Below are 12,454 nucleotides of genomic sequence, written 5' to 3' on the forward strand. Positions count from 1 at the left end.
CGATCAGAAAAATTGTAGAGGTTAAACAATACAGTCTGTTAACTCGCGCACGGTAGAAATTTACCGTCATCATTCATTACAATTGCGCTGCCCATGTTTTCGTCCCGCTCGGTCAACACCGCCCAAATCCTGCGTCCGGTTGAGGAAGCTCATCTCGACGACGCCGTCCGTGTGTCCTTCACCGGCCGCCTGATGTTGCCCGACCATGAAGAATATGATTGCACCGCGACCGAGATGACCGCCGAAAGGGCGCAGTTCACCTGCTCGGGCATTGCCCGCCGCGGTGACCGCGTCATCGCCTATCTCCAGCATATCGGCCGGATCGAAGGCACGGTGACATCGCTCACCGCATCGGGCTTCCTCATCGCCATCAACGCGCCGGAGCGCAAGCGGGAAAAACTCACAGCGCAGCTCGCCTGGATCGCCAAGCGTCAATTGCTCGGCCTGCCGGAAGACCGCCGCCACGACCGCCTGACACCTCGCAATGCGAGAGCCCAGCTCGTTCTGGAAGATGGCGTGCTCGTCGCCTGCCGGCTGATCGACCTTTCCCTGTCGGGTGCGGCAATCGAGATCGAAAACCGGCCGCCGCTCGGAAGCCGGGTCCAGCTCGGCAAGAACATGAGCGGCAAGATCGTGCGCCACTTCATGGAAGGCGTCGCTGTCGAATTCGACCGCGTCCAGTCACCCGACGCACTGATCGAATTTCTCTAACTCATTCCACCCGGACACGGCAGGTTTTGCGCCCGTAAGAATGCGTGCAGCATTTTTGGCGCGTTTTGCGCTCGACCCAATCGCATAATTGCGAAGATTCCCGGACGGTGCCTTGACGGGCTATGTTCTGTCTTCGGCCATATCGGGCCGCTCCTGTCGTCAGGTTCTTCATTCTCATTTCTCGTTACCGAACTTCCATTTTCACGCCCTGACGCCTACGGCAGACCGGCCTGGACCCATCATAGTCGGTAAAAGGGATGAGCGCGGCGGAACATGTTGCGCCATTGGCCAGCTCATCCACGGCGCGAAAACCGCTCCGCAAAACTTTTTTCCAGAAAAAATGCAGTTTTTTTGAAGTTTTTTTTGTCGCTTTTTCCGGCCTGTATCAGCCTGAAACAGCCATCCCAAAACGGGAAATCCAGCTCTTCGCCACGCGCCGCAAGCCGGCCGCACACGACCACGGAAACCGCAGCACGCGGAAAATGGCTGTCAATACAGCGGTCTAGATGGCTACCAAAAACCTAAAGCCACGATGCGTAAAATTGTAATAAAATTTGCTTCAAAGACGCATAAAAACTAGTTCGAATACAGTTCAAAACAACGGCTAATTTGCTGAAATTTAAGCTCAAATTGCGCTTCGCAAATTTCCGCCGGGTCAAAATATACCTGCGAATGTCTTCTCACCACGGGGAGACAAGCAATGAACAAGAACAACCGTTTCGTTTTCACTCTGATCGCATTCATCGTCAGCGCCTTCGCGCATCAGGCAAGCGCCTCGCCGGCCGCCGTCATGCGCGTCATCGGCAAGGCCAACCCGCCGATCGGCCACTATGAATTCTGCCAGACCTATCAGAGCGAATGCCAGCCGACCTCGCTGGACAACGGCCCGATGAAGCTGACCGAAGAGCGCTGGAAGACGATGCTCGACGTCAACTACACCGTCAACACCACCATCACGCCGATGACCGACATGGAAATCTATGGCGTTGAAGAACGCTGGGCCTATCCCACCACGGTCGGCGATTGCGAAGACTTCGTGCTCTTGAAGCGCAAGATGCTGATGAACAAGGGCTTCTCCGCCTCCAACCTGTTGATCACCGTGGTTCTGCAGCCGAATGGCGAAGGCCACGCCGTTCTGACCGTCCGCACCGATCGTGGCGATTTCGTTCTCGACAACATGCGCAACAAGGTCATGAACTGGTCTGAAACCGAATATACCTACCTGAAGCGCCAGGACACCGCCAATCCCGGCCGCTGGGTGAAAATTCAGGATGGCCGCGCCACCACTGCGGTCGGCGGCATCAACTGAAGCCAGAAAACGACCCGTCTCCCCCCAAAAGAAAAAGCCGGCTCCGCAAGGATGCCGGCTTTTTCATTGTCAAATCCGTTAAGCGTCAGAGCAGCCCAAGCTCCGCCAGTTCCCGCCTGAGATCGGAAGGCATGTCCTCGCCGCCCGTGCCGCCGCCGAGATCGCGGGGCGCCTCGTCGTCCTTCAAGTAACGCCAGCCCTGAAACGGGCGCTTCGGCGCAGGTGAGGTTTCGATGACCTCCGGGCCGAGAATGAGATCGCAGCGGGAAATACCGTCTTCGCCCTTGAAGGAGCGGATATCGAGAAGTTTCTGCCGCGCCTGCACCTGCCCCTTGATGACCCAGTAGAGCGAACCGCCCTCGAGCAGTTCCTCGACACGTTTCGGGATCATCCGGGTTGTGTGGACGCTGTGCGGCTCGAGGCCTGCGGCAATTGCGGTCAGCGCACGATGCGCGACCCAGTCTCTCAAGTCCTGGATTGAATCCGCACCGACGCAAAGTTTGATGAGATGTAAAGGCATGGTTCTATCAATGCCTTTTTGCGGCGGGCGTCAAGCATGGCAACCATGCCTGACGCCCTGCCCGTTCAGCACTCCACAACGTTCACGGCAAGGCCGCCGGTGGAGGTTTCCTTGTATTTCTCGCTCATGTCGTTGCCGGTCTGGCGCATGGTCTCGATACAGGCGTCGAGCGGCACGAAATGCTGGCCGTCGCCCTTCAGCGCCAGCGAGGCCGCCGTCACCGCTTTCACCGCGCCCATGGCATTACGTTCGATGCACGGCACCTGTACAAGCCCGGCAATCGGATCGCAGGTCATGCCGAGATGATGCTCGAGCGCGATCTCGGCGGCATTTTCCACCTGTTCCGGGGATCCGCCCATGACCGCGGCAAGGCCTGCCGCCGCCATGGCGGAAGCCGAGCCCACCTCGCCCTGACAGCCCACTTCCGCGCCTGAAATCGAGGCATTGTGCTTGATGATGCCGCCGATGGCGGCCGCCGTCAGCAAAAAGTCGCGCACGTCATCGACGCTCGCATCCTCATGGAAATGCCGGAAATATCTGACGGTGGCAGGAACGACGCCCGCCGCACCGTTGGTCGGCGCAGTCACCACGCGGCCGCCGGCGGCATTTTCCTCGTTCACCGCCATGGCGTAAACGCTCAGCCAGTCATTGGCCATGACCGGGTTCAGCCGGTTGCTGCGCCATTCCGCATTCAGCTTCTCGTAAATGGAACGGGCGCGGCGGCGCACCTTCAGGCCGCCAGGCATGATGCCGTCCACTTTCAGGCCGCGCTCGATGCAGCCGTTCATCGCCTCCCAGATCTGGTCGAGACGCTCGTTCAGCTCCTCGCGGGAAACCACCGTCTCCTCGTTGGCCCGCTTCATCTGGGCGATGGTGCGGCCGGAACGGGCCGCCATATCCAGCATTTCCCGCGCGGTGGCGAAGGGATAAGGCACGCGCGGACCGTTATCGATTGTCTTGCCACGCTGCTTGATCGCCTCGAGCTCCGTATCGGTCACGACGAAACCGCCGCCAACGGAATAATAGATGCGCTTGACGAGCAGCCTGCCCTGATTGTCGAAGGCGGAAAAGATCATGCCGTTGGCATGGCCGGGCAGCGGGTTTTTCTTGTCGAAGACCAGATCTTCGGCCGGGCGGAACACATAGGACGGATGGTCGGGCGGCGTCACGGTGCCAGCCTTTTCCACCGTCTCGATGATGGCGTCCATCGCATCGGGGTCGACAATATCCGGCCGTTCGCCGGTGAGGCCGAGAATGACGGCACGCCCGGTACCGTGCCCGATGCCGGTAAAGGCGAGCGAGCCATGCAGGCTGACCTTCAGCTGCGCAACGGCCGCGCCTGCCGGCCGCGGCCACTCATCGCTAAGGATCAGCGCCAGAAAGCGGTTGGCTGCCGTCATCGGCCCCATCGTATGGGAGCTCGAAGGACCGATACCGATCTTGAAGACGTCAAAGACCGAAAGAAACATGAAGTTCGCCTTGATGAGAATGGATTCCACCACCATCATATCCAAAGCCAAAACGGATCGCCACAAAAGAGCGTCAGCGGTTTGCGCAGCTGCGACATAATTGACCTCAAACGAAAACAGCACGGTTTCCAAAGGAAAACCGCGCCGTTTCAAAACCCGTCATTCAGGAGAGATGCTTATGGGCTGCCAAAAATGTACGTCAATGCGAGAAAAGCGGCAAAGCCTGCAAGTGCGCGCAAGGTGACGCCCCAGCAGGATTTCTGAGCGGTTTCTTCCATGATTACTCCAGCTATTCACTCTCCGGGCGGTCTTCAAGACCCGGCCCGTTGAGGCAAGCATTTATTAAAATCTGGCGGCGAAGGCAAATGCAAAAAGCGGCTAAATGAAGGCGTTTTCGACAGGCTGCCATTCGCCCCGCGCATAGGTATGTGAAAAAACAAGGTGTTAGCGTGAGGCCCGTAGAAGCGCCATTTTGGGCTTCGCCGCAATTTAGGCTAAAGTGTAACCGTTATTTAAAGCTTTCCTACAAACACCTGTTGAAAACCCCGCCGGCCAAACACCTTACGATCGAATTTCTTGCGCTGAAGCGTCGCGCCTTGAAAGGGCATGACCTGTGCTTTATCGACGATGGCAACGGCAACGATGCGAGTCACCCCATGCAGCAGGCATCCTCCTTCCCCGATCGCGAAACGGTCGCATCGAAACTCACTTCGCTTGCAAGCGAGGATAAAGCCTGGGTGCTGCTGTTGATGGAAAACGCCCTGCAGGACGAGAACCTGCTGGCTGGCCTCAATCTTTATCTTGACCAGCAGACCAATGCCCGCTTCCTCAACAGCCTGAAGCTGGAAACGACCGGCGAATGGCTTGGCGGCAATGCCCCTGCCCGCCTGCAGATCCGCATCATGGAAACAGCAAGGGCGAGCCAGCACCCCGCCTTTCTCGCCTTCCGCAAGGGACTGACGGCATCGGCCGGTCTCGAAAAAGCCTATCCCAAGGCGCCGATCTGATCGTTCAGGCTAATCCGGCACCCTGTCGACAACAGCGATGATCGGCCCCATCAGGAACAGCGAGTCCCGCCTTTTCATTGCGGGAATATCGACGCTGGATATGGTGCCGTCGAGATAGAGCGCATTCGGCGCGTCCAGCACATCCCTGAACAACGTGGCGAAATCGTAAAAGCGCACGGTATTTTCCGAAATGGCGAAATGCACCATGCCATCGCGGGAAACGCCGACGCCGTTGCGCCGCTTCAGGCTGTCGCTATCGGGCAGAAAGCGCGGATGCAGCTTGCCATCGATGACGAGCATCGGCCCGGATTGCGTGGCGAAGTCCGGCTTGGGATCCGCTGCCAGATAGGCCTGCGTTTCCAGCACGCCGGCCGCCGCCCCCTTCAGATAAAACACGCCATTGGGCAGAAGATGAAAATTGCCCCAGCCGCCGCCGGTGCTGATCGGCGAGCGTTCGATGCCATTTTCGATAAAGAGCCCGACGGGGGAATAGTCCGAATGGTACATGCCGCCGTTCATGGCGAAGACGCTGAACATGTGCTGCCGCCACAGCGCCGACGAGAGAGCGGCGAACGAGCCATATCCCTGGCCGGAGACATGATCGCGGTCGTATATCCGGATGGTGCTTTTTGCCGGGTCGAAACTGCAGACGGTATAACGACCGCCGGCATGGTCCATGATCCTGCAGAAATCTGCCTGCCCGCCGGCCTGAGCCGAAAACGGCAACAGCAATGGCAACAGCAGCTTCGCCAGTCTTTTCATCGATCCGTTCATGCCCGCCCCGTGATTCTCGTACGGGCACATTCGCAGGAAAATTCGGTCAAAGAAAAGGCGTCACCCGTGTTTCAGGATGACGCCGGACCTTTAAGGGGAGATGTCGTCAGCGACGGGCGGCGCGGTCCACATTGCGGCCGGCATCCTGCGTCGCGTCGACGGCGTTCGCCGTGTCACGACCCATGCCGCGAATGGTGTTACCACAGGAGCTCAGGGTGACAACGGTCAACAAAGCCACGAAAACGGTCGAAAGAATGCGTGTGATCATGTGAAACTACTCCCCTATGACTTGCCGTCCAAAGGCAAGTACCGATGTGATATGCGTCACAATAACGTGAGTCCCAAAAATACGTTCCAGCGGCATTTCAAAAAATCCTGTCGATGAAAATTAACATGGTTTTGAAGTTCACGCGTGAAACTCGGCGTCTGGATCATGGCTTAGGAAAATCCCGTGGGTGATATGACTGACATCAACAATCGGCTTCTGGTGATGACGGCGGGCGGGGTGAACCCCAATGTCATGATCAATGCGCTGGCGGCCCGATTTCCCGACATCCATGTTTTCATGGAGCAGCCGGAAAGCAAGTCGGTCATTCTCAGGCGGCGCGCGCGACGGCTCGGCTGGATTGTCGCTGCGGGCCAGATGGCGACGATGATCGCCTCGCGGCTCGGCAAACGCTTAACGCTTCGCAGAAGCGATGCGATCATCGCCGAACACGGCCTTTCTCCCGATCTCCATCACAGCCTCCCCGTCACCCAATTCGCCTCGCTCAACGATGAGGAATGCCGCAAGGCCGCCAATCTGCTGAAACCGGCGGCAATCTTCACCATTTCCTGCCGCCTGCTGACACCGACCACGCTTCAGGCCCTGCAATGCCCGGTCATCAATTTCCATGCCGGTATCAATCCTGCCTATCGCGGGCAGATGGGCGGATACTGGGCGCTGGTGGAAAAAGACCGCGGCAATTTCGGCGCAACGGTGCATCTGGTCGACAAGGGCGTGGATACCGGCGCCACGCTCTACGAGAAGCGGGTGAAACCATCCCCTTCCGACACGATTGCCACCTATCCCCTGCTTTTGACCGCCGCTTCGGTGGATATCGCCATCAGCGCCATCGAGGACGCCCTTTCCGGCAGCCTTGCGCCGCAGCCGCCCTCACCCGGCAAATCGGTACTGCGCTTCCCGCCGACCATCTGGACATGGCTTTGGAATGGCCTGACGAAACGGATCTGGTGAAACCGCGCGTCATTGATTGGGGCCGAGCTTCGTCGCAGATGCAAGCCTGTCTTGCCGCAACAGGCACAGACTTCGCCGCAAAATAGGTGCATGATAATAAAAAGGATCACGCACAAATTGCCCGATATCTCCACCGCTTCCATCATTCCCGCCTCCATCGAAGCCTCGCCCGCGCAGGTGCTTGGCTCGACGGACCTTGCCGGGCTCTTTCCGCAGGGTGTGCGCGTCTATCTCACTGACACTGGCGCCGCCTCGCAGGAAAGGCTCGTCGAAGCCGCGGGACATTTGCGCGATCTCGGTTATGAGCCGGTGCCGCATCTTGCAGCGCGGCGCATCTCCTCCCGCGCAGCGTTTGAGGAACAGGTAAAACGGCTTGCCGGAGAAGCGGGCGTAACCGATGTTCTGGTTGTCGGCGGCGGCGTCGACCGCCCGGCCGGTCCCTTCGCATCCAGCATGGACATGCTGTCCACCGGCATTTTCGACCGTTGCGGTATAGGGCAGATCGCCATCGCCGGCCACCCGGAAGGCAGCCCGGATTTCAACGACGAAACGGCGATGGCCGCACTCAGGCTGAAACGCGATTTTGCCGAAAGAAGCGATGCCGCAATGCGCATCGTCACCCAGTTCGGTTTCGATCCCGCGCGTTTCATCGCCTGGGCGGAAGGGTTAGCGGCGTCAGGCATCGAGCTTCCGGTGCATATCGGCGTTTCCGGCCCGGCCAAGATCACGACGCTTTTGAAATATGCCGCGCTTTGCGGCGTCGGCAATTCCATCGCCTATCTCAAGAAGAACGCGCTTTCGCTGACGACGCTTGCCAAGGGCCATTCACCGGAAAGCATCGTCGGGCCGATCGAGCGGCACTGGCAGGCCAATCCGCAGGGGCAGATCCGGCAAATTCACGTCTTCCCCTTCGGAGGATTGCAGAATTCGGCCGACTGGCTGGTCAAGCGCGGAAGCTGGCAAACCGGCGCGGTGGACAGTTCGGCATCGCCGGATTCAATGACCGGCTAAAACCGCGATTCTAACGGCGCGACGGGCCACGGCCGCCGCGCACCTCCAATATCTCAGGCCGCCTTGGCGACTTCGACAAAAGCGTTTCGAATGCTTTCAGCCACGGCAAGAACGGGGCGCGACGCCTTGTCACCCATGATCAGGCGGATATCGAAACAGCCAAGTTCCGGCAGGCCTTCCTTGTCGCCCAGAATGACCATGTCGTTCTGCACATAGGATCGCGGCAGCGGCGCGATGGCGAGATCGGCGGCAATCGCCGCGCGCTGCGCCATGGTATGGCCGCTGAGATAGGCCACGCGGAAATTACGGCCGCGCTTTTCCAGCGAATGGATCGCTTCCGAGCGCCAGATGCAGCCCTCTTCCCAGATGGAGATTGGCAGCGGATCGCGCAGATAGGCCGTGCCACACTTTGCACCCGCCCAGACCAGACGCTCGCGCATCAGCACCTCGCCCGTATCCCGAAGGGGATGGGAGGCACAGTTGACGAGGGCAAGATCGAGCCTCTGCTCATCCATGCGCTTATAAAGATTGGAGCTGGAATCGATGGTGACGTCGATCATGATGCCGGGGAAAGCCTCGGCAAAACGCTTGAGAATGCCCGGCAGCAGGCCACGCTCGCCAATATCCTCCGGCGCACCGAGACGGACGACGCCGGAAAGCTCCGGCATGACGAAACGTGACACAGCCTCGTTGGACAGCGCAATCATGCGCCGCGCATAGGTCAAAAGCGTCTCCCCATGCGCCGTCAATGTCACCGAACGGGCATCGCGCAGGAAAAGCGTCGTTTTCAACTGCTCCTCAAGCTTCTTGATCTGCATGGAAACCGCAGACGGTGTTCTGAACACCACTTCCGCGGCGGTGGAGAAATTTCCCGTTTCCGCGATGGCGACGAAGGTTCTCAATATGTCGTTATCCAGCAACGGCAGCGGTTGGCGGAAAGTCACGGTCATGGCACGCACCTTCAAATATTTTGATTTATAGATGGATATCATTTCGTTTGATTGAATGTCAACAAGCGCGCACCATCCGGGACATCGATTGACGGGGCGGATTTAGCCTCGTCGGCAAGCGCATACCGAAGTCGCAAACAGGATCGTGGTTCAGGAAAGGATCAAGACATGACCATGATACATTATCTCCCGGTGACGAACCGTTCCTCACACCGTCCGTCATCAAGCGGCTGGCTTCATCGCCTGTCCGACCATGTTGCCGCCCGTTACGCCGCATGGCGTCGCGAAAAAATGCTTCGCGCACTGGAAGCATTGCCACCTGAAACATTGAAGGATATCGGATGGCCGACGACGGACAACAGCCGCATAAACGTCATCCGCAGATGACATTCAACCGGTGGCCCGCAACGTTTCCAGACGTGCGAGCCATCCCTGCCCGCCCTTCGGATGGAGGGACAAGGGCGTAAAATAGCGTGCCTGTTTTACATGCGACACGCCGCCTTTTTTAAATGCTTGTCGCAAAATTTGCATATTTCAAAAGCGATTTTTTGACAGCCCCGATTCCACGGCGTATTTTTCGTTAAAGATGTCGTAGACAGGACATCCAGAAGACCAATTCCAAGGGAGGAATTGCGTATTCGCAACGGAGCACGGGCAAATGAGCAGAAACTCCCAGAAGAAGCGCTCAATCGTCTTTTTTCTCATTCCGCAATTTACCATGCTGCCATTCGCCGCAGCGGTTGAAACGCTTCGCATCGCCAACCGAATGTTGGGCTATCAGGCCTATGAGTGGCGTCTCTCCTCGCTCGATGGCCAGAAGGTCATGTCGTCAAGCGGCATCTGTCTTGAGCCCGATACCTGTCTTGCCGATGAGCGGCGCTACGTCAACGGCGAAAACCGCCCGGAAATGGCGATCATCTGTTCGGGCATCGATGTGGATCAACACATCAACAAATCCGTCAATGCCTGGCTGCGCGAAGCCTATAATCGCGGCATCGCCATCGGCAGCCTCTGTACCGCCGCCCATATTCTCGCGCAGGCCGGCCTCTTGAACGGCAAGCGCTGCGCGATCCACTGGGAAAACCTGCCCGGTTTTTCCGAGGCCTTCCCGCAGGTGGAAGTCTATGCCGACCTCTTCGAAGTCGATAGCAACATCTATACATGCGCCGGTGGCACGGCCTCGCTCGACATGATGCTGAGCCTGATCGGTCAGGATTTCGGCGAAAACCTCGTCAACCGCGTCTGCGAACAGCAATTGACCGACCGGGTGCGCAGCCCCAATGACCGCCAGCGCCTGCCGCTGCGCGCCCGCCTCGGCGTGCAGAACAGCAAGGTCCTGTCGATCATTGAATTGATGGAAGGTAATCTTGCCGAACCGCTGTCGCTGCTCGATATCGCCGACGCCGCCGATCTGTCGCGCCGGCAGGTGGAGCGCCTCTTCCGCCAGGAAATGGGTCGCTCACCCGCCCGCTATTATCTCGAAATCCGCCTCGACCGCGCCCGCCACCTGCTGGTGCAATCGGCCATGCCAGTGGTCGAAGTCGCCGTCGCCTGCGGTTTTGTCTCCGCCTCGCATTTTTCCAAGTGTTATCGCGAAATCTACAATCGCACGCCGCAGCAGGAGCGCGCCGAACGCAAACTCCTCATCAGCGCATCGCGAATGGCGATGGCGAGCCAGGCAGGCAAGGCTGCGCATTGAATGCGGGCTAATGCCGCAAACGCGACGGAGCTTGTTTCAGGATAAAAAACCGCTCCTCCCTCATGCCGGTCCCCGGAACAAGCCCGAGGATGATCCGGCATCCAGTCACGGCGCGTCTGCGCCGTGAGAAGAGTCTTTCGCGATCAAGGACTTGATCGCGCTGGACTCCGGATGAAGTCCGGGGTGACGGAGTGGGGATGATGGAACTTTGCTAAACCACCGAACCTGTCAGCGGCTACCAAACACAATCAGACCACTTCACCCAAACGGCCGAACCGCATGGGCAAGGTCTTCCGCCGTCAAGCCGTCGCCTGCCCTATGGCCTGCCTCGCCATGCAGCCAGACCCCGGCCGCGGCCGCCTCGAAGGCAGGCGCGCCCTGTGCCAGCAGCGCGCCGATGATACCGGCCAGCACATCGCCTGATCCAGCTGTCGCAAGGCTCGCGGGAGCATTGGTGTTGACCAGCGCCCGGCCATCCGGCGCTGCAATCACCGTATCCGCGCCCTTATAGACCAGCGCGGCGCCGCTGCGGGCCGAGGCGACCTGCGCCTTCTCGATCTTGCTCAGCATCTTGTCGGCGGCAAGATCGGGAAACAGTCGCGCAAATTCGCCCTCATGCGGCGTCAGCACGAATTTGCCTGTGCCCGACGTGACACGCGCAAACAGAGCCTCCCTGTGATCCCTGAAAGCCGTGATCGCATCGGCATCCAGCACCGCCGCCCTGTCTTCAAGCAGGGACACGAATTGCCGCGCCTTTTCGAGGTCGCCGAAACCCGGGCCGAGAACGAAAGCGCCATGACGCCCATCGTCCAGCCACGACCGCAGATCGTCGGCATCGTCCACCGGTGCGTTCATCACCGCCGTCAGCGTGACGGAGAGCACATCGAGCGCTTGCCTAGGCGCAGCGATGGTGACGATCCCCGCCCCCGCCTTCAGCGCCGAAAGCGCGGTCATGCGGCTTGCGCCCGTCGCATGGGCCGGGCCGGAAAAGACGGTCAGATGCCCGCGACGGAATTTATGGGTTTCCATATCGGCATGAGGCAAGGCATCCCGCCAGATCAGCGGATCATTTTCCGCCACCGATCCCGCATGGGCGTCAAGGATGCGGGACGGAATGCCGATATCGAACACCTCGAGCGTTCCACAAAGCTCCCGCCCCGGCATCAGCAGATGACCCGGCTTGCGCGCCATGAAGGTCACCGTCCGCTCAGCCCTGAAGGATACGCCGAGAGGCACGCCCCGCCTGCCGCAGAGGCCCGAGGGCAGGTCGACGGCGAGAACCGGCACCTTCGCCCGCGTGACCGCCTCGATCACCCGGATAAGCTCCTGCGGAACATCGCGGGACAATCCGGCCCCGAACACCGCATCGATCACCACGTCACCGGCAAGAGGCGCATAGCCATCAAGCGGCAACGGCGTCACGCCGCTCCGCTCGAATGCCGTCCGTGCATCGCCACTGAGCGCACCGACATCACCGAGATGATAAACCGCGACGACCGCCCCGCTCTGCAAAAGCGCCCGCGCCGCCACATAACCATCGCCGCCATTGTTGCCACCCCCGCAGAGCACGACGAAACGCTGCGCCTGCGGATAGTAACGCAGCACCGAGGCCACAACGGCCTGCCCCGCCCGCTCCATCAGGTCATAAAGAGGAATGCCGGATTGCCCGGCCGCCGCATCGATGCGGGCCATGGCAACAGGGTCGATAAGGAAGAGGCGCGGAAGGGATTTCATGTCCCGATCATCCCTTCAAAACGCCGGAAAGGC

Annotated in this window: 14 protein-coding genes; 8 read left to right on the plus strand and 6 right to left on the minus strand. The window is 59.4% G+C overall.

The genetic code is table 11. From position 1 onward, the window contains the following. Positions 1-93: 93 nt before the first annotated feature. The 3 genes from PIB16_RS16630 to PIB16_RS16640 all read left to right on the plus strand — a co-directional run bounded on the left by PIB16_RS16630 (position 94) and on the right by PIB16_RS16640 (position 2,020). A complete protein-coding gene (locus PIB16_RS16630) occupies positions 94-711 on the plus strand; it encodes a PilZ domain-containing protein (RefSeq protein WP_080856456.1) in 618 nt (205 codons plus the stop codon). Positions 712-968: 257 nt separating this feature from the next. Beyond that, positions 969-1,217, plus strand: a complete 249-nt coding sequence (locus PIB16_RS16635) for a hypothetical protein (RefSeq protein WP_271045957.1) — start codon at positions 969-971, stop codon at positions 1,215-1,217. Between the two features lie 194 nt (positions 1,218-1,411). Then, positions 1,412-2,020: a transglutaminase-like cysteine peptidase gene (locus tag PIB16_RS16640; protein ID WP_003523403.1), complete on the plus strand. Its 609-nt coding sequence runs from the start codon at positions 1,412-1,414 to the stop codon at positions 2,018-2,020. 85 nt (positions 2,021-2,105) lie between these two features. Here the strand turns inward: PIB16_RS16640 and PIB16_RS16645 are convergent, their stop codons facing one another. Then, complete coding sequence (locus PIB16_RS16645; RefSeq protein ID WP_035260632.1) at positions 2,106-2,540, minus strand: DUF1489 family protein; 435 nt, start codon at positions 2,538-2,540, stop codon at positions 2,106-2,108. A gap of 65 nt (positions 2,541-2,605) precedes the next feature. After that, on the minus strand, positions 2,606-4,009 hold the full coding sequence (locus tag PIB16_RS16650) for an L-serine ammonia-lyase (protein ID WP_174036089.1): 1,404 nt from the start codon (positions 4,007-4,009) through the stop codon (positions 2,606-2,608). A gap of 656 nt (positions 4,010-4,665) precedes the next feature. Between PIB16_RS16650 and PIB16_RS16655 the strand changes: the two genes are divergently transcribed. Beyond that, positions 4,666-5,016, plus strand: coding sequence for a hypothetical protein (locus PIB16_RS16655; protein ID WP_065655212.1), 351 nt, complete (start codon positions 4,666-4,668; stop codon positions 5,014-5,016). A 9-nt stretch (positions 5,017-5,025) separates the two neighbouring features. Here PIB16_RS16655 and PIB16_RS16660 read toward each other — a convergent pair whose 3' ends face one another. Continuing rightward, a complete protein-coding gene (locus PIB16_RS16660; protein WP_371259442.1) occupies positions 5,026-5,778 on the minus strand; it encodes a phosphodiester glycosidase family protein in 753 nt (250 codons plus the stop codon). Positions 5,779-5,896: 118 nt separating this feature from the next. Next, positions 5,897-6,058: an entericidin A/B family lipoprotein gene (locus PIB16_RS16665; RefSeq protein ID WP_003495552.1), complete on the minus strand. Its 162-nt coding sequence runs from the start codon at positions 6,056-6,058 to the stop codon at positions 5,897-5,899. A 192-nt stretch (positions 6,059-6,250) separates the two neighbouring features. Between PIB16_RS16665 and PIB16_RS16670 the strand changes: the two genes are divergently transcribed. Together PIB16_RS16670 and PIB16_RS16675 are read left to right on the plus strand one after the other, a co-directional pair. After that, entirely contained in the window at positions 6,251-7,027 is a 777-nt protein-coding gene (locus PIB16_RS16670; RefSeq protein ID WP_271046034.1) for a formyl transferase, read from the plus strand. A 90-nt stretch (positions 7,028-7,117) separates the two neighbouring features. Further along, positions 7,118-8,038, plus strand: coding sequence for a methylenetetrahydrofolate reductase (locus tag PIB16_RS16675; RefSeq protein ID WP_271045958.1), 921 nt, complete (start codon positions 7,118-7,120; stop codon positions 8,036-8,038). Positions 8,039-8,091: 53 nt separating this feature from the next. On the opposite strand, the gene PIB16_RS16680 is transcribed toward PIB16_RS16675, so the two are convergent. Then, on the minus strand, positions 8,092-9,030 hold the full coding sequence (locus tag PIB16_RS16680; RefSeq protein WP_020810641.1) for a LysR family transcriptional regulator: 939 nt from the start codon (positions 9,028-9,030) through the stop codon (positions 8,092-8,094). Positions 9,031-9,156: 126 nt separating this feature from the next. Here PIB16_RS16680 and PIB16_RS16685 point away from each other — a divergent pair, with 126 nt between their 5' ends. Then, entirely contained in the window at positions 9,157-9,375 is a 219-nt protein-coding gene (locus PIB16_RS16685; protein WP_080856461.1) for a hypothetical protein, read from the plus strand. Between the two features lie 271 nt (positions 9,376-9,646). Then, complete coding sequence (locus PIB16_RS16690; protein ID WP_065655157.1) at positions 9,647-10,687, plus strand: GlxA family transcriptional regulator; 1,041 nt, start codon at positions 9,647-9,649, stop codon at positions 10,685-10,687. Between the two features lie 258 nt (positions 10,688-10,945). Here PIB16_RS16690 and PIB16_RS16695 read toward each other — a convergent pair whose 3' ends face one another. Next, a complete protein-coding gene (locus PIB16_RS16695; protein WP_271045959.1) occupies positions 10,946-12,421 on the minus strand; it encodes an NAD(P)H-hydrate dehydratase in 1,476 nt (491 codons plus the stop codon). Between the last annotated feature and the right edge of the window lie 33 nt (positions 12,422-12,454).

Origin of the sequence: Agrobacterium sp. ST15.13.015 (genome assembly GCF_027871645.1) — a bacterium.
Classification (GTDB): Bacteria; Pseudomonadota; Alphaproteobacteria; order Rhizobiales; family Rhizobiaceae; genus Agrobacterium; species Agrobacterium leguminum.

Excerpts from the sequence above, each read along its gene's own strand:
- PIB16_RS16630 (WP_080856456.1), top strand. The coding sequence starts at position 94 with ATGTTTTCGTCCCGCTCGGTCAACACCGCCCAAATCCTGCGTCCGGTT.
- PIB16_RS16635 (WP_271045957.1), top strand. The coding sequence starts at position 969 with ATGAGCGCGGCGGAACATGTTGCGCCATTGGCCAGCTCATCCACGGCG.
- PIB16_RS16640 (WP_003523403.1), top strand. The coding sequence starts at position 1,412 with ATGAACAAGAACAACCGTTTCGTTTTCACTCTGATCGCATTCATCGTC.
- PIB16_RS16645 (WP_035260632.1), bottom strand. The coding sequence starts at position 2,540 with ATGCCTTTACATCTCATCAAACTTTGCGTCGGTGCGGATTCAATCCAG.
- PIB16_RS16650 (WP_174036089.1), bottom strand. The coding sequence starts at position 4,009 with ATGTTTCTTTCGGTCTTTGACGTCTTCAAGATCGGTATCGGTCCTTCG.
- PIB16_RS16655 (WP_065655212.1), top strand. The coding sequence starts at position 4,666 with ATGCAGCAGGCATCCTCCTTCCCCGATCGCGAAACGGTCGCATCGAAA.
- PIB16_RS16660 (WP_371259442.1), bottom strand. The coding sequence starts at position 5,778 with ATGAAAAGACTGGCGAAGCTGCTGTTGCCATTGCTGTTGCCGTTTTCG.
- PIB16_RS16665 (WP_003495552.1), bottom strand. The coding sequence starts at position 6,058 with ATGATCACACGCATTCTTTCGACCGTTTTCGTGGCTTTGTTGACCGTT.
- PIB16_RS16670 (WP_271046034.1), top strand. The coding sequence starts at position 6,251 with ATGACTGACATCAACAATCGGCTTCTGGTGATGACGGCGGGCGGGGTG.
- PIB16_RS16675 (WP_271045958.1), top strand. The coding sequence starts at position 7,118 with ATGATAATAAAAAGGATCACGCACAAATTGCCCGATATCTCCACCGCT.
- PIB16_RS16680 (WP_020810641.1), bottom strand. The coding sequence starts at position 9,030 with ATGATATCCATCTATAAATCAAAATATTTGAAGGTGCGTGCCATGACC.
- PIB16_RS16685 (WP_080856461.1), top strand. The coding sequence starts at position 9,157 with ATGACCATGATACATTATCTCCCGGTGACGAACCGTTCCTCACACCGT.
- PIB16_RS16690 (WP_065655157.1), top strand. The coding sequence starts at position 9,647 with ATGAGCAGAAACTCCCAGAAGAAGCGCTCAATCGTCTTTTTTCTCATT.
- PIB16_RS16695 (WP_271045959.1), bottom strand. The coding sequence starts at position 12,421 with ATGAAATCCCTTCCGCGCCTCTTCCTTATCGACCCTGTTGCCATGGCC.